The 21167-nt window shown below is 38.6% G+C and carries 16 protein-coding genes; 9 read left to right on the top strand and 7 right to left on the bottom strand.

Annotated features, from left to right (window positions below; translation table 11 throughout):
- Positions 1-3 precede the first annotated feature (3 nt).
- Positions 4-1377, bottom strand: coding sequence for a D-ribitol-5-phosphate cytidylyltransferase (locus ACKI4H_RS13610; protein WP_407306617.1), 1374 nt, complete (start codon positions 1375-1377; stop codon positions 4-6).
- Positions 1378-1596: 219 nt separating this feature from the next.
- Between ACKI4H_RS13610 and ACKI4H_RS13605 the strand changes: the two genes are divergently transcribed.
- The gene (locus ACKI4H_RS13605) at positions 1597-6405 is read left to right on the top strand and encodes a capsular polysaccharide synthesis protein (RefSeq protein WP_407306615.1); all 4809 of its coding nucleotides are present in this window, start codon (positions 1597-1599) and stop codon (positions 6403-6405) included.
- A 329-nt stretch (positions 6406-6734) separates the two neighbouring features.
- On the opposite strand, the gene ACKI4H_RS13600 is transcribed toward ACKI4H_RS13605, so the two are convergent.
- The 6 genes from ACKI4H_RS13600 to ACKI4H_RS13575 form a co-directional block, all read right to left on the bottom strand.
- Positions 6735-7865, bottom strand: coding sequence for a GT-D fold domain-containing glycosyltransferase (locus ACKI4H_RS13600; RefSeq protein ID WP_407306612.1), 1131 nt, complete (start codon positions 7863-7865; stop codon positions 6735-6737).
- 154 nt (positions 7866-8019) lie between these two features.
- On the bottom strand, positions 8020-9342 hold the full coding sequence (locus ACKI4H_RS13595; RefSeq protein WP_407306610.1) for a glycosyltransferase family 2 protein: 1323 nt from the start codon (positions 9340-9342) through the stop codon (positions 8020-8022).
- A gap of 100 nt (positions 9343-9442) precedes the next feature.
- Complete coding sequence (locus ACKI4H_RS13590) at positions 9443-11128, bottom strand: polysaccharide biosynthesis/export family protein (RefSeq protein ID WP_407306608.1); 1686 nt, start codon at positions 11126-11128, stop codon at positions 9443-9445.
- 3 nt (positions 11129-11131) lie between these two features.
- A complete protein-coding gene (locus ACKI4H_RS13585; RefSeq protein WP_407306606.1) occupies positions 11132-12229 on the bottom strand; it encodes a capsule biosynthesis protein in 1098 nt (365 codons plus the stop codon).
- Positions 12219-12881 carry an ABC transporter ATP-binding protein gene (locus tag ACKI4H_RS13580; protein ID WP_407306603.1) on the bottom strand — a complete coding sequence of 221 codons (663 nt, stop codon included), beginning with the start codon at positions 12879-12881 and terminating at the stop codon, positions 12219-12221. The genes ACKI4H_RS13585 and ACKI4H_RS13580 overlap by 11 nt, the downstream gene beginning before the upstream one ends.
- On the bottom strand, positions 12878-13711 hold the full coding sequence (locus ACKI4H_RS13575; protein WP_407306601.1) for an ABC transporter permease: 834 nt from the start codon (positions 13709-13711) through the stop codon (positions 12878-12880). Before ACKI4H_RS13575 ends, ACKI4H_RS13580 begins: the two co-directional genes overlap by 4 nt.
- Positions 13712-14225: 514 nt before the next feature.
- Here ACKI4H_RS13575 and ribBA point away from each other — a divergent pair.
- The 8 genes from ribBA to ACKI4H_RS13535 form a co-directional block, all read left to right on the top strand.
- Positions 14226-15341, top strand: coding sequence for a bifunctional 3,4-dihydroxy-2-butanone-4-phosphate synthase/GTP cyclohydrolase II (ribBA, locus tag ACKI4H_RS13570; protein ID WP_407306599.1), 1116 nt, complete (start codon positions 14226-14228; stop codon positions 15339-15341).
- Between the two features lie 18 nt (positions 15342-15359).
- Positions 15360-15830 carry a 6,7-dimethyl-8-ribityllumazine synthase gene (gene ribE / locus ACKI4H_RS13565; protein WP_407306597.1) on the top strand — a complete coding sequence of 157 codons (471 nt, stop codon included), beginning with the start codon at positions 15360-15362 and terminating at the stop codon, positions 15828-15830.
- Between the two features lie 4 nt (positions 15831-15834).
- Positions 15835-16284, top strand: coding sequence for a transcription antitermination factor NusB (nusB, locus tag ACKI4H_RS13560; protein WP_407306595.1), 450 nt, complete (start codon positions 15835-15837; stop codon positions 16282-16284).
- A 20-nt stretch (positions 16285-16304) separates the two neighbouring features.
- Entirely contained in the window at positions 16305-17222 is a 918-nt protein-coding gene (gene thiL / locus ACKI4H_RS13555; protein ID WP_407306593.1) for a thiamine-phosphate kinase, read from the top strand.
- On the top strand, positions 17200-17721 hold the full coding sequence (locus tag ACKI4H_RS13550; RefSeq protein ID WP_407306590.1) for a phosphatidylglycerophosphatase A: 522 nt from the start codon (positions 17200-17202) through the stop codon (positions 17719-17721). The genes thiL and ACKI4H_RS13550 overlap by 23 nt, the downstream gene beginning before the upstream one ends.
- A gap of 22 nt (positions 17722-17743) precedes the next feature.
- Positions 17744-19108, top strand: coding sequence for a bifunctional UDP-N-acetylglucosamine diphosphorylase/glucosamine-1-phosphate N-acetyltransferase GlmU (glmU, locus tag ACKI4H_RS13545; protein ID WP_407306588.1), 1365 nt, complete (start codon positions 17744-17746; stop codon positions 19106-19108).
- 13 nt (positions 19109-19121) lie between these two features.
- Positions 19122-20960 (top strand): glutamine--fructose-6-phosphate transaminase (isomerizing), encoded by a 1839-nt coding sequence (gene glmS / locus ACKI4H_RS13540; RefSeq protein WP_407306585.1) that lies wholly within the window; start codon positions 19122-19124, stop codon positions 20958-20960.
- Between the two features lie 116 nt (positions 20961-21076).
- The coding region (locus tag ACKI4H_RS13535; protein WP_407306644.1) for a hypothetical protein at positions 21077-21167 on the top strand (91 nt) is incomplete at its 3' end.

The following is a 21167-nucleotide window of genomic DNA, read 5'->3' as shown; positions in this document are numbered from 1 at the left end:
TTCTTATCGACCGTCTTTTCGAATATCAACAATGATACCTGTATTTTGAGTACCAAGCACTTTTAAACTGGTTAAGGCAACTTCTTGGGCAGACAGTAATAATCCTGCGGGCTCTATCCCGAAGTTCGCTGTCCGCATCGGGGTGGCTGTGCGTTCCGGATTAATACAGGTGACCCGAATATCTTCATTATCCCATTCTTCAGCTAAAGCTTGAGTAAAGTTGACAATTGCTGCATTTGTTGATGAATATACTGCATAGAAAGCACGGCCTCGGGTATAAGAACTTGAAGTAAAATTCATTAACATGCCAGAAGTTTCTAGCAGATAGGGCTTTGCTGCAATTGCCACATTTACCGCACCGGTATAATTTACACCAATTAAAGATGTGAGTTCTTCAACATTCAACCTGTCAATCGGTTTCTTGATCAGAAGCCCTGCCGTATTCACCACATAGTCGATATGACCTATTTTTTCCTTTATACCAGACAGGTAAGCTTTAACATTTTCCAGGTTACATATATCGACCTGGTTATAGGAGCGACTTGCAATTTCTACATGCGCCCCATGTACCAGAGCAAGATTTTTCATTTCCCAACCAATGCCACTGCTGCCACCAAAAATAACAATATTTTTATCTTTTAAAAATTTAAAACTATCGCCATTTTGAAATGGAATATCATGAGCAGACTGTAAAAATTTTTCTGCAATAAATAAATCGACAGGATGGGTTACTTTAATATTACGCTCATTTCCCTCCACCGTTGCCACACGCACCTGAGGTAACATGGCACGGACCACCCCGCAATCACAGGTAAAGGTCTTTCGGTTTATTTCTAGTGCCTTACTATAAGCCAGTTGAATGGTGCCCAGGGTGAAAGCTTGAGGTGTCTGTCCACGGCGCATAAATGAGCGGTTTGGAATATTTGAAATACATCCATCATCATAAACTTCGACTAAAGTATCCGCAGAGGAAATAACTACATCGACAGCGTCAAAATCCTGTAGGGCAATGAGACAATTAGAAATGATTTGCTGAGTTACTAAAGGCCGTACGGCATCATGGAATAAAACTTTACATGTAGTCTCATTCCCTCTTAAGGCGGTCAATGCTGAATAGGTTGAGTCAAAACGTTCTGCACCACCTGTCACTACTTTGGTAATTTTTGACCAGTTATTTTTTTTAATAAGTTCCCAAGTATGGTGGATATGCTGAGTTTGGGAAACAATAATAATTTCGTCAATATCCTCGGAATTCTGAAATACATCGATGGTATATTCAATAATTGCTTTACCTGCAAGTTTAGTAAATTGTTTGGGCAAGGCTCCACCAAAGCGCGAACCAGAGCCACCAGATAAAATGACAGCAATATTTTTCATTATCTTCTCAATTTTTTATTCTTTAATTATTTTTTAGTACAGCTCTATACCTAATAATGAATGCAGGTATATGTTTATTTTTTAAAAGATAACATGAATTATAGTAACTGCACTAGAGTAGTGGTCAATTCTATACAAATCACTTAACTATCAAACAGTCTATTGCTTTTAGAACATATGCTCTACAAAATAGCTTATCAATTAGATCAAAAAAATACCATGGATAATAATAAATTAATCTTAATTTATAATGACTTAGTTCATTCAAAGCAAAACTCTCATCCTCCTGTCACACAAAATGAGGATTTTAAAAAAGCCTTAGTAGCAGAATTTAACAAAAATTATGATGAAGCACTTAAGTCTTATCAAGAGTGTAAAAAAAAATTTGTTGAAGATGCGCTTGTAGATTTAAAAATAGCAGGTATTTATGAAAAGAAAAATGATAAAGAAAAATATAGACTTACTATAACTGAGGCAATAAAAAATACACTACATGCAAATTATGATGTAGAAGCAGCGTTTAAAATCCACCCATCGCTATTATTAGAACGCCACATCATGGCCGAATTTATTATTCAAAATAAAGCGGAGATTGAGAAAAAAATTAGCGAAAATTTAAGTATAAAAAAAATCAATCAGAATAAGGCTTTTGTTTTCTGGGATAATCCAGCTACAGCTCCTGCTGTAGTAAAAGTAGCATTAGAGAGTCAGAAAAAATATATCGGTGAAGATTTTGATTTAATCCTTTTGACTAAAAATAATTTATCTGACTATGTCAGAATTCCTGCACATATCCAGACGCTGATTGATTCTAGCCCTACTCACTTTTCTGACTGGCTGAGGACAGAATTACTCACCAAATATGGAGGCGTCTGGCTAGATTCGACCTGCCTACTCACCCAGGATTTAAGTCAATCATTACAGGAAATCAAAAAACAAAACTGTTTCTTTTTTACTTATAGCGGTTCTCGAGTTGGCAACTGGTTTATCTATAGTTCTCCGAACTCCTATGTGTTGAATGCAATCCATATCATCTTAAACTTATGGTGGAAAAACCAGAAAAGTTTAACCAATTATTTTATGTATCATGACATCGTTGAAATGCTGTATTGGACGGATGAAGCATATAAAGCCGAATGGGACAGCATGCTTAAAATCCATCCTAGAAAAGCTTTACAACTCAACCAAAATCTTGCAAAAGACTTTAATCAGGAGCGCTTTAACGAAATCATAAATGACTTTTTTATCCATAAATTAACTTATAAATTTGATAAAAAACTATATAATACAAATAGTTTTGTAAATTATATTTCCAATTTACCTAAAATTAATTTTGTTCAGGATATTCCGGAAAAGAAATTATCGGACAGCAAAAAACAAAAATATATTTGGATATTTTCTTCTTATAACTGGCAAGGTAACCCTAAAGCTCTATTTTTATATATGAGTCAAAAGTACCAAAACTCTCATGATTGCTGGTGGATTTCAGAAAATAATGAAGAATATGAAATCCTAAAAACAATCGGTCTTAATAACATTATTTCTGTTAGAGATAAGCGATGCAAAGCTCTCTTTGCAGAGTGCGATGTCTACATAACTGAAAATTTTAGAGAAAAATATCCTGATAACCTCCCAGCAACGACAAAAGTCATCAATACCTGGCATGGGGTTGGTCTAAAGCATATTGAATTGGCACTGGGCCCAGAATCTATTTTAGCAGACAGTATTGTTCGTAAACATATTCGAAATTTTAAGCTTTATCGCAATCAGTCTTATTTCCTTGCTACATCACCCGCAATGGAAGATCACTTTATTCAAGATACTATTATAGAGCGCTCTCAAATTATCCGAGGGCCTTATCCCCGTAATATCGTTTATGATCAGGTACAAAGTTATGCTATTGATCAGCTTATAAATAAATCCCATTATCGGAATCTTATTCTGTTTGCACCCACCTACCGGATCAAAAAAATCAACGGGGTATTGAGCGAACTTATACCGAGTTTTGACTTATTATTATCTGTACTGGCAGAAAATAATGATCTGCTGATTATTAAAGTCCACCCTTTTATGAGAAATGATCCATATTTTCTCGAAATACAGCAGCAGTATTCTGACTCAAAACATATTATGTTCTGGAATGAGAGTTATGATATCTACGAAATTTTTCATTTGATTGATATTGCAATTGTCGACTATTCAAGCATTTTTTATGATTTGCTCGAAGCCAATGTTAATAAGTTCATTCGATATATTCCAGATTATAAAGAATATTCAGACTCTCTGGAATTTATTGGTGATTATTTCAAATTAACGAGCGGTGTCATTTCAGACAGCTTTGAGCATCTGCTACAAACACTTTCTCAAGAAATACCGGTGATTGAAAATAAAGATGAGTTAGTGGAGTATTTCTTTTCTTATTCGAAACAAAAAACTTTAGATCAACTCATTGCAGAAATTGACCAGCTCAAAACATTTTCAGTCCAATACAAAGAATTACATAGCTTTGATGTATTCGATACGCTCATTCACCGCAAAACGCTTGCACCGTTTAGCATCTTTACCTTCATGCAACAACAGCTCATACGTTCAGATCTAAACTTTCCGCAAACATTCAAAGACAATTGGGTGCAAATTAGGCATAAAGTCGAAATGGATGCGCGGGACATGTTTAGAAAAACAACATTTGAGCGCAAAACCGATCAAATTGAAATTTCACTCGATTTGATATATGAACGCCTTCAAAATAACTATTTGCTTCCAGCCCAACAAGTTGATTATCTAAAAACGCTCGAAATTGAGAGTGAAATGGCTCATGCCGAGCCTATTCAGTCCCGCATTGAGTTTCTGTTAGATCTGCAGGCTCAAGGACAGGATGTTATTTTAATTAGCGATATGTATCTTGCTGAAAACGTGGTTCGCACTATGCTGAGCCAGGCAGATTCCCGTTTGAGTAATATTCCGCTTTATCTATCCAGCAGCACCGGTTATCAAAAATCGACAGGGAAAATCTATAAACATATTTTCTTTGAAAAAAAATATCAGTATGAAAAATGGGTTCATTATGGTGACAATGCGCATGCAGACGGTGCAGTTCCAAGAAAATTTGCAATAGAAACCCGTGTTCATCACATCGATAGCTTTATTCCATTTGAAAGTAAATTCATTCATTTTGCTCCAAATTCCTGTAAATACGAGGCATATCAACTCGCAACGCTCATGCATCGTTATCGGCAGAATAAGTTAAGCTCTGACAGCAGTATCAACAATTTTGAATTTGAAAAAAGCTATTATGCCTATGCATATGCGGGTTCACTGCTGGTTCCTTATGTACACTGGACGATTATTGATGCACTAGAACGCGGTTATGAAACACTTTATTTTATTTCCCGTGATGGACATTACCTGAAACTGATTGCCGATGCCCTAATTGACCAGAAAAAATATCCAATAAAAACAAAATACATTTATGGCTCTCGCAAAGTGTGGCGCCTTCCTTCCTTCATCAATACGATTGATGATGAAATGTTTGGCCCTTTTGGCAACTTTGTCGGTATGGACAGTTTTCAGGATCTGGTGCGTGCGAGCTATCTGTCTGAAGATGAACTTATTGCACTTTTTCCTGAATTTCAAAGCTTAAAAAAAGCGAGACATTTACGGGGTGAGACTGCTGAAAATATCCGTAAGATATTGTCAAACTCGGAAATTTACCGCCAAAAAGTCCTGGATCTAGCTGCTAAAAAACGAATTATCGTAAAACAGTATTTATGTGAAAACATTGATTTTTCAGAGAAGTTTGCTTTTGTAGAGTTCTGGGGAAGAGGATATACCCAAGATACTTTTACTCGCCTCTTAACAGATGCCGCTGGGCACGAGATCACCAACCCATTCTACTATATCCGTAGTTTTAGCCCTGAGAGCACATCTAGTCTTCGACATAATTTCGTATTGGCACCTGTAAACTTCTCGTATTTTGAACCTTTATTTGCCAGTACTCCCTATGAAAGTATCTCAGAATATCAAAAAGTTAATAATCATATCCAAGCAGTGATTGTGCCGAGACTCAATGAATATTATGTATCTTTCCAACAAGGCTTAATTGACTTCCTAGAAGATTATCTCAAGATCGAAACCGAAGACCCGGCCAGCTTTGCACGCGTCTTGAATGAATATAGTTATACCTATCAGATGAGAGAATTTAATGACCAGTTTATTTGCAATGTATTTGCCAAGTTAGAAGACAATATTTCAAGTTTTGGTGAAATGAAGGAATATGCGCCTATTCTTTCCCTTCAACAAATTGAATCAATCAGAGATAAAAAAGATTTAGACCAGCTCACCAGTTCTGCTGCTATTTCACTTTCCCGAAGTAATGCGGAAGTTCGAGCTTATTATCAAAAAATATTTCAAAAGATGAAATTGCCCCCAGTGAATTCAACAGGGATCAAATATGTTTATCCATATAATAATCTTGAAAACTATATTCGTGCTGTCGACTTCCCCATCCAGGTCGTTGCCACCCAACGAAACTCGATATATTTAGATATCGGATTTCGTAAAGATTCCAAACGCCAGGATCAATATTTGGCACCAGGGGAAATTTTTGAGGTTATTTCAATTGAATGGCTAACCAATGGGATTCCACGTTTAGTTACCCGGCAGGGTTATGTCACGGCACATAAAGACTGGGTACTTCCATTAGAAGAAGCAGAAGGTATTTACGTTCGTAAAAATGCATTGGGCGAATATGAAGCCATTGAGCAGCCTATAACCACCAAAGAGAAATTACATACCATGAAAAATAAACATATTGATCAACTCATTAGTCTTCTTGAAAGACCTTATAAAATCCTCAATAAAAATGGAGATTTTGAACATGTACACCGTAAGTGGGGCAAATTTACCCGTAACCCTCATCAATTCTTTGCTGATGCCAAGAATGAAAAACTGATTTTACTCAAGCATTGTTTTGATGAAAATAATAAAGTAGGTAAAACTCTGACAGGATGGATACGTCGCAATTTGTAAGCATCGTTCAAATATTTTCATATTTTAAACATCTCATATAGAATTTATGGGGTGTTTAATATTTTGAATATATTTAAATTAAAAAAATGATGAAGAAGATGAATAAAACTTATAGAAATTATGAAAAAAATATTTAAACTAATAAATCATATTAAATAAAATACCTCTTGCGAAAGTATGCTTTTACCTAATTTTTGAATTAGCTAAAACCTTATAAAATATAGCTTGTGGCTGTTTAAATTTTGACTAACGTAAGAGGTCTAAAGAACATACGAATGATTTTCGCTCCTTTAATTCTCCTCCATATAAATTAAATAATTACTTTTATATTAATATGGAATTCCTTCAGGTGTAACTTTATTCAAAAATACAGTATCAAAACTATTATTTAAATGTCCAATATCTAAAGCTCTCACTCCCTGGCGATGCAGTCGTGCAGAAAGGACTGTTCCAGTGGGACCAAGTGCGATCAAAAATATATCAATATGTTTTTTTTCTAGACACTTTGCTAGAAGGTTATCTATATCTTCATAGGCATTCTTATTTTTTGAAAAAATATATTCTGAATTTTTAATATTGGAAAAAATTTGATGATTCGCATTAAAGCGGGAATTCTCACCAGATATAAAACAGATTTTTTTTCCCTCCCATATCGCTTTCCACAAGGCAACCATTTCTTGACCATAAAAATAAAAAGCCTCAGGTCTAGTGATCATAGCATCACCAATACGATTCTGTTGCAGGTAAAACTTGCATTTGGGCCAATAGATCGGCCAAAAGTTTTGCCAGAATTTATCTTCAATCAGTAAACTAGGAAAACAGACCAGTAAGCCGGTATTCTCACGACTAATTTCTCTAAGTTCTTGCATCAATTTCCAGTCATGTGTTTGAAAACCACATCCATTGGTAGTAACCATGCAACGAATTTCACCATCACCAAATCTGGCAATACTCAGCTCCTGTTCTTTAACAGCTACCAAGGTATCACGTAATGTTAAATATTTATCTTTCAGACTATTTGCCATATCCAGATAAATATCGTTTACATATCTACTAGAAACAACTTGGTTTATATTTATTAACTTGTTATTTATATTTTTAAGTAAATAAACTTCATTCCTGCTATATTCCAACAATTGACTGATAATCTGCCTGATTATTTCCGCAATATCATCTTCATTACCCAACGTTAAAAAATCAACCAATAATTGATCATTAGAGAATATTTTAGTCTTATAATTTATTTTACAGTTAAAATGTTGGCAAATGTTTTCCCAACTACTATCATTCCTAAATACAAGAAAAATTTCTTTTTCCTCATTTATATCCAATGCAAAGTAAATATCCTCAGTCTTGACATTGATATAAACCACTTCATTTCTATATACTTCGATTTTCTCTATAAAGTTTTCTTTTAATAAGTTTAGCTGTAAAAACCTGTGCATTTCATTTAATTTCATTAAGTTTCCCTTTATAAAAATTTATACCAAAGAAAACAATCAAATGGCTTTAAAAAAAATAAATTTAAATACATACAATTTCTCCGATTTAATAAGCTCTATTATTGTTTTAAAATCATTATAATATTTTGAATTATATATTTATAAAATAAATTCAAATCAACTTTATATTAAATACCTCCCATTCCTTAACCTCTTTTGCACCTAATTTAAACTCTCCCTTAGGGGTCGCGGTAAAATACTGGCCATTGTCATAGGCTACACTTATTTGATAATTAATAATGTCATGTAATTCAAGTTTGAAAAACATTGCCTTTTTAAAAGGATAGGCTACTAATCGCCCTCTTTTATCCGCATATAAATATATAATTTCATTCATTCTCTCCAAAAACAAATAACATATTTTCTGATCAAAATCATAAGCGACTTGCACAAAATTTAGATGAGACTCTATCTCTTCAGAAAGAGCAACAAGTTCACACTGTTCTGTTAAATCATTATAAACAAGAGCAGTATGATGAGTCGTTATCAATATTTTTTTATCAAAATTTCCATCGATATTAATATCTATTTTATCTATGACATATAAATCACAGCCTTTTTTTAAATTTTCCCTTTCAATCACATGCATTAATTTATATGCATCTGACAGACCTTTTTCCCCATATTTATTATATCGGTCTTTTAAATTATCTAGTCTTCTGACTGAAGGTCCATCCAGATATTTAACATTAAAATTTTTATTTATTCGATTCAATGTTTTTGTTATAAAAAAACCTACCGTCAATGCCTCAAAATGTAATAACTTAAAATCCTCGACAATATAATTTGTTTTTAATGTAATATCTATGGGATTAAAATTATGTAAACCAGGCCATTTTAGCGGTTCATCTACCCGGAAAAAACATTTACCCGATACGTGACCAAATAGTCCTGCCTTATGTATCAAGCCTTCCGGATAAACTTCATTCCAAAAAAATACATCACTACGTTTTGTATGGTGCTTAAAATATTGGGTTGCAAATACCTCTTGATAACTTAAAGGTGCATGATTGAGATAGATCGCTTCAAAAGGTTTAATCCGGAGTGAAAAAATATTATCAGGTATGCTATTCAGGATTCTGCTGATATTCCTTTCAGAGTAGATGAACTCATCAATATCGACACATGCCAGCCATTTCACTTTAGTTTTTGTCAGGGCGTGTATTACATTATGACTTTGCCTGTCTTCCACTCCATCAGGCCTACCCATGAAGTCTAAATTTTTAAATTTATAATCCACATTCCAGAAAGCCTCATCACATACCTGTATATCTATCTGATGATTATCCAAATATAAATCCTGAATATATTGATCGGCAGGATCATCAAGATAGATAAAAATTTCAGATGCGCCCAGCTTAAGATAATGCTTAATAAACATATCTATTAATTCTTGATCTGCTTTTACTGTTACCACTACTGACCAGTTTGACATTTTTATACACTTAGAAATTATTATGTTTATTGTTTGAAATTATTTTGCTTATTGTTTGAAATACTTATGCCTATCTCTAATTTTAGAAATAGGCTTGTGATTAAAGATCCAACACTACTTTAGCAGCCACCGCAATCTGATAAATGATCTGGGTAATACCACGAGTCATCTCAATACCTTTGGTCTGGGCTTTCGGCAGCACTAAAATTTCATCACCCTGCTGAATTTTTGCACTTTTACTGACCAGTTCTGCTTTACCATTTTGCCGGACTACAATCACTTTAGATTTATTCGATTTCTGGCTAAAACCGCCGACCTGCTCGATATAATCCTTGGCACTCAGTCCGTTACTATATTCAATACCATTCGGGAAAGCAACTTCGCCATGCACCATAATGACGGAGGTTTTTTCTGGAATATATAAGATATCCCCTTGTTCCAGTATCACATTTTGAAAAGAATCTGGATTGAGTACCACCAGCCCTTTAGGCTCAATCTGTCGTGCTTTTATAATGAACTGCTTGACCAGTTCTGCATCGCGTAAACGTAAGGTAGCTTCTTCCTGCGTACTTGAGCGAGCATTGAATGTGGTTTCCTCAAGCTTATCCAGCGCAACATTCAGCATCTCTTTTTGTCGTGTGGCAACAGAAGTACGATAAAGCTGCAAAGACTCTACTTCAGCTAAAGGATTCGGATGCAGCTGCACCAATACATCCCCCAGTCTGGCACCATATGGCAATACAATGGCATGAGCACCATTATGTGCACCATCGACCCGTACCTGAATGGTTCCTGCATAGCGGTCAGCCGTCACCGTAACAACATCACCGTCTTCGATCATGATATTCGGCGCCTGATTCAGCGAATAATATTCACTGCGGTATTCTGTTCCCTGCCGGCGTTGAATACTGACATTGGTTGCCCCGGGTTTGAGTTTGGCAAAAGCCAATGCCTGGACCAGCGTAATGGATGTAGAATTAAACTCAAAATCATTCTGGTTATAGACTTCACCGGAGACATTGAAGGTATGGGTACGCTGTCCTACGACAATCACATCACCATCGCGAAAAGAAAAGGGCTGAATATGGCCTTGTAACAGGAAATCATACAAGTCGACCTGCTGCACCGTTTGACCATTGCGTATTACCTTAATATTAATATAGCTGCCACGCTCTGGATCTACGCCACCAGCACGGTCCAGATAAGCAATCACGCTATCATTGGCCACACCGCCATAATTACCGGGTTGATTGACAAAGCCGGTGACCATGACTTTGACCGGCTGGGCTTGTTCAAGCGCGGCGTACACTCCTACATTCGATACATAAATACGCCGTACCTGCGCTTCCACCACCGATTGCAGATTACCATTTCGGACACCTGCAACCTTGACCGGGCCTACATTGGGAATAAAAATATTGCCTTGGGGATCGACGGTTTGTGTGCCATTAAATTGATAGGCGCCCCATAGACGCAAATTGATATTGTCGCCTGGATTAATCTGATAACTGCTGTTGAACGTCGATCCTGCGGTGGAAGCAAAGGCACCTTTAAAGAGCTGTGAACCAAACATCCGGTTTGCTGTCGGGTACTTCATCGAGCTGCCGGGAGAAAGCTCCACTACCGATTGACTATTCAGCATGGGGTTATTACTGGTATTGGCTGGCTCCAAATTTCCGCTATTTAAACTCTGAGATATTTCAGCGGGCAGCAAGCTAGAATCCAATGCATAGGTTTCCGCTGCACATGCCAATGATAAAACTGATAATAAAGCAATTTTTTTCATAATTTATTCTCTGTGCTCACGGATAATTGAATGGATCAGCAATCCAATACCAAAAATAATATTCAATAAAAGAAATGAGGTCAGGCTGATATACACTTTGCGTGGATATAGAGCTTCCTGAGCCAAACGCGGGGTTGAAATAACGATCAGTTTCTTCAGTTTACGTGAGGCTTCTAAACGTGCTTTTTCCAAAGAGACTAGGGAAATTTTATAAAGATCTGCGGCAAACTCGACCTGTGCCTTGAGTGCCTCAAAATCGGCAACATTTTTATTCAGCTTTAAATTATTCGGTGAAGTCAGTTTGGCACTTTCAGTATTGATTTGTTGTTGCAAGGCTGCAATCTGGCTGCGTAAAGCCACCACCTGGGCGGCTTCAGGGGTCAGGTAACTCAGCAAAATTCGCTCTTCGGTTTTCAGTTGTGCAAAGCTACTCTGCAAGCCTGCAATTAGCGTAGCCACCGCTTTGGCCTGTAATTCAGGATCGAAAATTTCATTCTCATTTTGATACTCGAGTACTTCCTGACGTGCCTGATCTAACTGTTTAGTGGCGTCGCTATACTGCTGCTGGGCAAATACCTGTTGTTCTTCTGCGATGGCCTGTGAAATTTCATTAATAAAAGCATCACTTTGCTTCAATAATTCCTGATTCAGTTTCAGTGAAAATTCTGGTGAAAAACCCTGATCATGCACATGCAGCATCATGGTTTTTTCATCCAGCTCAACTTTAATCATCTTATTAAAGTATTTCACCAGATCTTCAATCGGAGCATCTTTAGGCAAGGCAAAGATCGGATCATTAACTGATGAAAACTCTTCACGCAGATTAAGGGCCTGGTCCAGCTTTTCAATCATGTCGCGAGAAGTAATGTACTCTTTGAGAATCTGCGAGTCTTCACGGCTGGTATTTGGCATTCCGAGCAAAGCGCCTATTCCAGAGGCATCTACCACCGGTGTATCAGCCACCTGCTTCACCAGTATGATTGAAGAAGACTGGTAACGGTCTTTAGCAAAGGCAAAAAGATAAAACACAATGATCACAACCGGGATCAGGACACAGCAGGTATAGGCGATCCAAAGTCGCTTATTTATTTTAGCTTGCATACGCTTTATATACCTCTACTGCATCTTGCACATTATCAAAGAATTCTGCCTGACCATCTCGTACCAAGAAAGCGACATCACAATTGCGGGTTAAATCATTCAAGTCGTGAGATACCATAATAATATTTGAGTTTTCTTTTAATTCGTCGAGTAAAGCCTGACTCTTCTTCCGAAAAGAAGCATCCCCTACAGCACCTGCTTCATCCAGTAAATAATAATCAAAATTGAAAGCCATACTTAAACCGAAACCGATCCGGCCACGCATACCACTAGAATAACTTTTCATCGGCATATCGAAGTATTTGCCAATTTCAGCAAACTCCTCGACAAAATTCACAACATGTTCAACTTCTTCAGCCTGACTGACATACAATCTGGCTACAAAACGTACATTTTGACGTGCAGTTAAACTTCCCTGAAACCCCCCAGACAATGCTACCGGCCAAGAAATGGTTTTATCAGTAATGACCTTGCCAGAATCTGCATAGTCAATTCCACCAATCACCCGCAGCAAAGTACTCTTGCCTGCACCATTTTTCCCCAATAGGGCCACACTTTTGTTTTTGGGTAAAATTGCATTCAAATCTTTAAATACATAATGCCGCCCTTTAGGCGTTGCATATGATTTGGTTAAATTTTTTAATTCAATCATTTTGATTTCACCATATGGTGTTCAAAGCGTTTATATAATAATAATCCGATGAATAAAGAGATAATCATCCATATTACAAAGTAAGTTAAACTGATCCCCAGAACCAGACTGTAGCTAGGTGCCACAGCATGTCGCATCAATTCAAAGATATGAATCAGGGGGTTATAGAGTAAATATTCGCGATACTCTGCTGGAATAATATGGATGGAATACAAAATTCCAGACAGAAAATAAAGAATTAAAAAGAAGACCGAAAGAAATTTATTCAATTCCTTTGAAAAATCTCCAATCACGATAAAAATCAGGCTACATGCCGTCATGAATATAAATAACAGCACCCAGTAACCCAAAAGCTGGGGAATCTGCTCGAAACTAATGCTATAACCAAACCACACGAATGCAGCAGTAAATGCAATATAAGCAGTAAACTTCAGCAGAAATTCAAGAATATTACGCGCCAGTAAAGCATCGATTGGTTTCACCGGACGATAGCTAAATAATCCCCGATTTGATTCGGTGGCACTGATCGCCAGGGTGACTCCCGTCCTGAACATAAAGAATGGAATGATGCCGTTAATCAAAAAAACCGGATAATCCATACCCGGCAATGTCCTTTGCATGACTGTACCAAACAGGACGACCATAATACCAATGGTCAACAGAGGCTCAAGAAAGACCCATAAATATCCTAAACGGTATTGACCAAAGCGGGTTTGCAACTCCCGCAGCAATAATGCATGGATGGATGCATACATCACTTGCAAACCACCACGAGCTTTGAGTCGAGGGAGTTTTTTCAGTTGAGGTTGAGACTGTTCTGGAAATTCCATGTATATATGCTTTTTATTAGTGAATTATATTATTAATTTAATTATACGAATGCCATGATACTGACACACCTAACCTTTATAAAGTAGATTATGAGTTAATCTCAATACTGGGTCAGCTTATTTGTTTAGAGAGCCGTTTATTCTTCTCATACATCTAACACGCATATAAAAATAGCGTAAATTCCTACCAAATAGCTTGTATATGATGAATGTTTATTTCTTACAAGGTTATATATTACCTGTCTAATAATAGACAATAAAAGCCTAAAATCCAATCAATCATCAGTATTTTGCATAAGCTTGTCGTTATTTATGTATTTCAACTGTTTAAAGATTGTGCATAATCACGGCCTTTTCAAATAAACTCCTCTTTTCAAGCATTCTACGACTGTGTATAACAATGGGCAGTTTAGGGAAATCAATAAGCATAGGCAAATGACGTCAAAACACGTTAGACTATGCAGCAATCAATGCAAGCAAAATGTCATTTGAGACAAAAAGAAGGTGAAGGTTGATGCCGCTCAATACCGTTGAAGAGCTCGTAGCAGATATCCGTGCAGGAAAAATGGTCATCCTGATGGATGATGAAGATCGTGAAAATGAAGGTGATTTAGTCATTGCGGCGACACATGTTCGGGCCGAAGACATCAACTTTATGATCACGCATGCCCGTGGTCTGGTCTGCCTAACTTTAAGCAAAGAGCGTTGCCAACAGTTAAATCTACCTTTAATGGTGGATGCTAACGGTGCACAGCACGGCACCAACTTCACACTATCGATTGAAGCTGCTCAAGGCATATCAACCGGGATTTCTCCTGCTGAACGTGCACATACGATTCAAACTGCGGTTGCAGCCCATGCCAAACCGGCTGACATCGTACAACCTGGACATATTTTCCCATTGATGGCGCAGCCAGGCGGTGTATTGCACCGTGCAGGTCATACCGAAGCAGGCTGTGACCTTTCACGTTTAGCCGGCTTAGAACCGGCTTCAGTGATTTGTGAAATTATTAACGAAGATGGCAGCATGGCGCGCCGTCCAGATCTAGAAGTTTTCGCAGAAAAACATGGTTTGAAAATGGGTACGATTGCGGATCTGATTCATTACCGCATGACTAATGAACAAACAGTTGAGCGTCTAGATCAACAAAGCATTGATACAGAATATGGCATCTTTGATTTATATCGTTACCGCGAAATTGGCAACCCAGATGTTCATTTAGCTTTGGTCAAAGGTCAACCCAAAGAGGGTGTGACCACTGTTCGTGTACATGGCTTTAATCCGACACGCGACTTACTTAAACTGAATAAGCAAGATGGTGAACCCGCGTGGAACTTAGACCGTGCACTGAAAGAAATTGCAAACAGTGATCGTGGTGTCTTGGTCTGGATTGGTCAACGCCATTTACAAGATTTAGGTCCGGCACTGGACAGCTTGTCTGCGCCAAAACCGACAAAATCCAACGCTGCCCTTTCACAGCAATATCAAACTATTGGTGTAGGTGCACAGATTTTACGTGATTTGGGCGTTGAAAAAATGAAGTTGCTTAGCTCTCCATTACGTTTCAATGCTTTATCAGGCTTTAACTTAGAAGTGGTGGAATATATCACCGCACAGCAAACAATTTAAGAAATAATCGAGGTTGCTATGGCAGTTCGCCGAATTGAAGGTATGTTACATCTCGCGAACGAAGACCGTTATGCGATTTTAGTGGGTCGCTTTAATAGCTTTGTGGTTGAACATTTGCTAGAAGGTGCAATTGATACATTGAAACGTCATGGCGTATCAGAGGATAATATCACTGTTGTTCACGCACCTGGCGCTTGGGAACTTCCTGTGGTGGCAAAAAAACTTGCCGCTTCAGATCGTTTTGATGCGATCATTGCACTTGGCGCCGTGATTCGTGGTAGCACGCCTCACTTTGATTTTGTTGCTGGTGAATGTGTCAAAGGTTTAGGCGTTGTTGGCCTAGATGCTGGCTTACCAGTGATTAATGGTGTATTGACTACGGATAGTATTGAACAAGCGATTGAACGCTCTGGAACAAAAGCAGGCAATAAAGGTAGCGAAGCTGCCCTGACTGCAATTGAAATGGTTAACTTGTTAAAGGCTATTTAACGCTATGTCGCAAACACTTCAAGCAACCTATGCAGCAAAACGTAAAGCACGTCGCTTTGCTGTACAAGGAATTTATGAATGGCAAATGAGCCACAATCCAGTTCATGAGATTGAAGCACGTACCCGTGTGGAAAATGCCATGCACAAAGTGGATCTGAGCTATTATCATGAATTGTTGACTCAAGTGGTTGCCAATCATGAAGCATTGGATGCGCTCTTAATCCCTGTGCTTGACCGCGAACTTAGCGCCCTTGATGGCGTTGAACTTGCGACCCTTCGTCTAGGTGCCTATGAATTGCAAGATCATCTTGAAATTCCATATCGCGTCGTTTTAGATGAATCGATTGAGCTGGCTAAACACTTTGGCGGTGCAGACAGCCATAAATACATCAATGGTGTATTGGACCGTTTGGCAACCAGCTTACGTGTAGCAGAAAAGCAACAAGCCGACTAATTTTTCAGTAGATTTGTTGTATGGCTGAGTTCTCGATCATTGATACCTATTTTAATCGGCAGATTAATTCATCTGTCGATTTAGGTATCGGTGATGACTCAGCCTTGCTCACCCCCCCTCCCAACCAGCAACTGGTCATCTGTGCCGATACTTTGGTTGCCGGTCGACATTTTCCTCTAGACACAAATCCGCATGCCATTGGCTGGAAATCTGTTGCCGTCAATTTATCCGATATTGCTGCAATGGGTGCCAAACCACAGAGTATTCTTCTTGCATTGAGCCTACCCCAAATTGATCATGACTGGCTGAAAGGTTTTAGCCAAGGTTTGTATGATTGCTGCGATCAATTTGGAGTGAGTTTAATTGGTGGTGATACCACGCAAAGTCCTCATCTGACCATTTCAGTCACTGCCCTCGGCTGGATTGAAATAGGTCAGGCCATCACGCGTTCTGATGCACAAATCGGGGACTATGTCTGTGTCAGTGGTCAAGTCGGTGATGCAGCATACGCTTTGCACCATTTGGGTCATCCACTACAAAAACGCCTCGATTATCCAACGCCACGTTGTGCCTTAGGGGAAGCTTTAAAAGGCTTAGCCTCAAGTATGATTGATATATCTGATGGCTTGGCTCAAGACCTAGGACATATCCTTAAAGCCTCGCATGTCGGTGCAACCTTAGATTTAGACCAGTTACCGATTGATGCCGCTTTAAAAAAATTACAACAAGAAAAACAGTGGCAATACGCACTCGCAGGTGGCGACGACTATGAATTATGCTTTACAATCAGCCCGCAAAACTATGAAAAGCTTTTGCAACAACAATTAGATGTCGACATTACCAAGGTTGGACAAATCACTCCACAACAAAGCTTAACTTTTGTGCAGAATGGCGTAGATCATTCGCTACAATTTCATGGATACCAACATTTTGCATAAACCCAGTATTAATTTTAAAGACATGTCCTGGCCAAATCGCTGTATCGTGTTTTGTGGGGTGGGATTTGGTTCTGGACTTGCGCCTAAAGCCCCAGGAACATTTGGTTCGGCTTTTGCCCTCTTGTTTATTCCTTTTTGGCTCAGTCTGGGTTTTTTAAATAGCATTTTTGCCATTGTCATTATGTCGTTGATTGGTATATATATCTGCGGACGAACTGCCAAAATTATGGGTGTTCATGATGATGGCCGTATTGTCTGGGATGAGTTTGCCGGACAGTCTATTACTTTTCTCCCCCTCATTTATTTAGGGCACATCAGCTGGTTATGGGTATTGGTTGGATTTGCTCTATTCCGTTTGTTTGATGTATGGAAACCTTGGCCGATTCGCGTCATCGATCGTCAAATCGGTGGCGGTTTTGGCATTATGTTTGACGATATTATCGCCGGCATTTGGGCTGCACTATGCATTTACATTTATTTATCGTTCATGATGGCTTAAGCTAAAAATTGTAGGATTACACATGTCTACTAGCGTTATTATTCTTGCTGCAGGTAAAGGAACTCGCATGCGTTCGAGTTTACCGAAAGTATTACAACCTCTTGCAGGACGTCCCTTGTTGGGCCATGTTATTGAAACGGCCAAAAAACTCAATGCAGAAAACATTATTACCATTTATGGTCATGGTGGCGATAAAGTACAACAAGCCTTCGAACAAGAAAATGTGCAATGGGTGGAGCAAAAAGAACAATTGGGTACAGGTCATGCAGTCAAAGTTACTTTACCTGTTCTTCCTAACGATGGCATTTCACTAATTCTTTCAGGCGATGTGCCTTGTATTACCCAAGAAACCTTAGAAAAGCTGTTAGCTGTTTCACGTGAAACAGGTATTGGTCTGGTGACATTAACCTTGAATGATGCAACAGGTTATGGTCGTATCGTTCGTGAAAATGGCAAAATTCAAGCCATTATTGAACATAAAGATGCAACTGATGAGCAGCGTCAGATCAAAGAAATTAACACGGGCATTTATGCTGTTAGCAATGCCAAATTACATCAATGGTTGCCAAAATTAAGCAATGACAATGCCCAAGGTGAATATTACCTGACTGATATTGTCGCTATGGCAATTACAGATGGCTTAGAAGTTGCATCCGTAAAACCGGGACGTGCATTTGAAGTTGAAGGTGTGAATGATCGTGTCCAGCTTGCCGCTTTAGAACGTGAATTCCAAAGCGATCAAGCAAAGAAATTGATGCAACAGGGTATACATTTAATGGATCCTGCACGTTTCGACTTGCGTGGCAACCTGAAATTTGGTCAGGATGTTCGTATTGACATCAATGTGATCATTGAAGGTGATTGCGAATTTGGTGATCATGTTGAAATTGGGGCAGGTTGTGTCATCAAAAATACAACGATTGCTTCTGGCACTAAAGTTCAACCGTATAGCATCTTCGACAACGCTATCGTCGGTGAAAAGGCACAAATTGGTCCATTTGCCCGCTTACGTCCAGGTGCGAAATTAGCAAATGAAGTCCATATTGGTAACTTTGTTGAAGTTAAAAATTCAAGTATTGGTCTAGGATCTAAAGCCAATCACTTTACCTATTTGGGTGATGCTGAAGTCGGCTCAGGCTCAAATATTGGGGCCGGTACCATTACCTGCAATTATGATGGTGCCAATAAATTTAAAACCATTATTGGTGATTCAGCTTTTATCGGTTCCAACAGTTCCCTGGTTGCCCCAGTGAGTATTGGCAATGGTGCAACTGTAGGTGCTGGCTCAGTCATCACACACGATGTAGCAGAAAATAGTTTAGCCTTTGAACGCTCAAAACAAGTGGCTAAAGAAAACTATCAACGCCCCCAAAAATTGAAAAAATAAGAGGATTATAAATATGTGCGGAATTGTCGGTGGCGTTGCTGAACGTAATATTAGCAATATTTTAATTGAAGGCCTAAAACGCCTTGAGTACCGTGGTTATGATTCAGCAGGCATGGCACTGATTAATGGCGGCCATGTACTGCGTGAACGTCGTGTCGGTAAAGTCGTCAATCTGGAACAGGCAGTCGCAGAAGCCGATATTCAAGGCTCACTCGGAATTGCACACACACGCTGGGCCACCCATGGTAAACCGACTGAAAATAACGCCCATCCGCATATTTCAGGTACGGTGGCTGTGGTTCATAACGGCATCATTGAAAACTATCAAGAACTGAAAGATGATCTTGAAGCGCTTGGTTATGTGTTTACTTCACAAACCGATACTGAAGTTGTGGCACATTTGGTCAACGATGCATTGAAGTCGACACCTAGCCTTTTAGCAGCAGTACAACAAGTCGTTCCGCAGCTTAAAGGTGCTTATGCACTCGGGATTGTACATACCGATTACCCGAATGAACTGATTACCGTTCGTGAAGGCTCGCCTTTAGTGATTGGCGTGGGGATTGGTGAAAACTTTATCAGTTCAGATCAATTGGCTTTACTTCCAATTACCAACCGTTTTATTTACCTTGAAGAAGGGGATATTGCGCGTTTAACCCGTAATAGCATTGAAGTATTTGTGGATGGTCAATTGGTTGAGCGTCCTGTTAAAGAATTGGATGCAACAGTCAGTAATGCATCTAAAGGTGAATACAAACATTACATGCTCAAAGAAATTTATGAGCAGCCTGAAGCAATCCAGCAAACTATTTCCCAAGCATTAAATGGGAATGTTTTACGTGAAGATTTCTTAAAAGATGCTGTTGTTGATTTTGAAAAAATTCAACAAGTACAAATTATTGCCTGCGGTACCAGCTATCATGCGGGTATGATTGCAAAATACTGGTTTGAACAGCTGATTGATTTACCTTGTCAGGTTGAGATTGCCAGCGAATTCCGCTATCGCACACCTGTGATTGTTAATAATACCCTTTATGTGTGTATTTCTCAGTCGGGTGAAACAGCCGATACTTTGGCAGCGCTGCGTGATACGCAAAAGCGTGCTACTGAAAAAAATCTAAATATTGCGACCCTGACCATTTGCAATGTGGCAACGTCTTCAATGGTTCGCGAAACCAACCATAGTTTACTGACTTTGGCGGGTCCAGAAATTGGGGTTGCATCGACCAAAGCCTTCACCACACAACTTGCAGCACTTCTGCTGTTGGTTTTAAAAATGGGTCAAGTGAAGCAAAGTATTAGCGCTGAAAAAACCACCGCGATCATTACTGATTTATGGCATGTACCTAAAGTCATTTTAGATACCCTGCAAAAAGATAAAGATATTTTGCGTTTATCTGAACTCTTTGTAGAGAAACAGCACTGCCTATTCCTTGGTCGTGGTACAGAGTTTCCTATTGCACTCGAAGGCGCTTTGAAACTGAAAGAAATTTCATATATTCACGCTGAAGGTTATGCAGCAGGTGAACTGAAACACGGGCCATTAGCACTGGTCGATAATGACATGCCTGTGGTGATTCTTGCCCCGAAAGATGACATGCTGGATAAACTCAAATCCAATATGGAAGAAGTTCAAGCTCGCGGTGGTGAATTATTCGTATTTGCCGATGAAAACAGTGGAATTAAAGAAAAAGATCGTCAACACGTGGTGCATGTACCAAGTATCAGTCCGATCCTTTCCCCAATTGTTTACAGTATCCCGGTGCAACTACTGTCTTACCATGTCGCAGTACTGCGTGGCACCGATGTCGATCAGCCACGTAACTTGGCGAAATCGGTCACTGTAGAATAAAAAAATAGTTCAATTAAATCAAATTTTTACTACTTTTGATTATATATTCACTAAGTACTTTTAAAGTACTGGCCTACACTGATTAAAATCGGCCTTTTCTTTATAGAGAGAAAAAAATGACGCAACTGACTTGTTTTAAAGCTTATGATGTTCGTGGAAAATTAGGCAGCGAATTGAATGAAGACATTGCCTATAAAATTGGCCGTG

Source organism: Acinetobacter sp., assembly GCF_045628685.1.
Taxonomy (GTDB): domain Bacteria; phylum Pseudomonadota; class Gammaproteobacteria; order Pseudomonadales; family Moraxellaceae; genus Acinetobacter.
This window is presented reverse-complemented; position numbering and strand designations above follow the sequence as displayed.

Excerpts from the sequence above, each read along its gene's own strand:
- ACKI4H_RS13610 (WP_407306617.1), bottom strand. The coding sequence starts at position 1,377 with ATGAAAAATATTGCTGTCATTTTATCTGGTGGCTCTGGTTCGCGCTTT.
- ACKI4H_RS13605 (WP_407306615.1), top strand. The coding sequence starts at position 1,597 with ATGGATAATAATAAATTAATCTTAATTTATAATGACTTAGTTCATTCA.
- ACKI4H_RS13600 (WP_407306612.1), bottom strand. The coding sequence starts at position 7,865 with ATGAAATTAAATGAAATGCACAGGTTTTTACAGCTAAACTTATTAAAA.
- ACKI4H_RS13595 (WP_407306610.1), bottom strand. The coding sequence starts at position 9,342 with ATGTCAAACTGGTCAGTAGTGGTAACAGTAAAAGCAGATCAAGAATTA.
- ACKI4H_RS13590 (WP_407306608.1), bottom strand. The coding sequence starts at position 11,128 with ATGAAAAAAATTGCTTTATTATCAGTTTTATCATTGGCATGTGCAGCG.
- ACKI4H_RS13585 (WP_407306606.1), bottom strand. The coding sequence starts at position 12,229 with ATGCAAGCTAAAATAAATAAGCGACTTTGGATCGCCTATACCTGCTGT.
- ACKI4H_RS13580 (WP_407306603.1), bottom strand. The coding sequence starts at position 12,881 with ATGATTGAATTAAAAAATTTAACCAAATCATATGCAACGCCTAAAGGG.
- ACKI4H_RS13575 (WP_407306601.1), bottom strand. The coding sequence starts at position 13,711 with ATGGAATTTCCAGAACAGTCTCAACCTCAACTGAAAAAACTCCCTCGA.
- ribBA (WP_407306599.1), top strand. The coding sequence starts at position 14,226 with ATGCCGCTCAATACCGTTGAAGAGCTCGTAGCAGATATCCGTGCAGGA.
- ribE (WP_407306597.1), top strand. The coding sequence starts at position 15,360 with ATGGCAGTTCGCCGAATTGAAGGTATGTTACATCTCGCGAACGAAGAC.
- nusB (WP_407306595.1), top strand. The coding sequence starts at position 15,835 with ATGTCGCAAACACTTCAAGCAACCTATGCAGCAAAACGTAAAGCACGT.
- thiL (WP_407306593.1), top strand. The coding sequence starts at position 16,305 with ATGGCTGAGTTCTCGATCATTGATACCTATTTTAATCGGCAGATTAAT.
- ACKI4H_RS13550 (WP_407306590.1), top strand. The coding sequence starts at position 17,200 with ATGGATACCAACATTTTGCATAAACCCAGTATTAATTTTAAAGACATG.
- glmU (WP_407306588.1), top strand. The coding sequence starts at position 17,744 with ATGTCTACTAGCGTTATTATTCTTGCTGCAGGTAAAGGAACTCGCATG.
- glmS (WP_407306585.1), top strand. The coding sequence starts at position 19,122 with ATGTGCGGAATTGTCGGTGGCGTTGCTGAACGTAATATTAGCAATATT.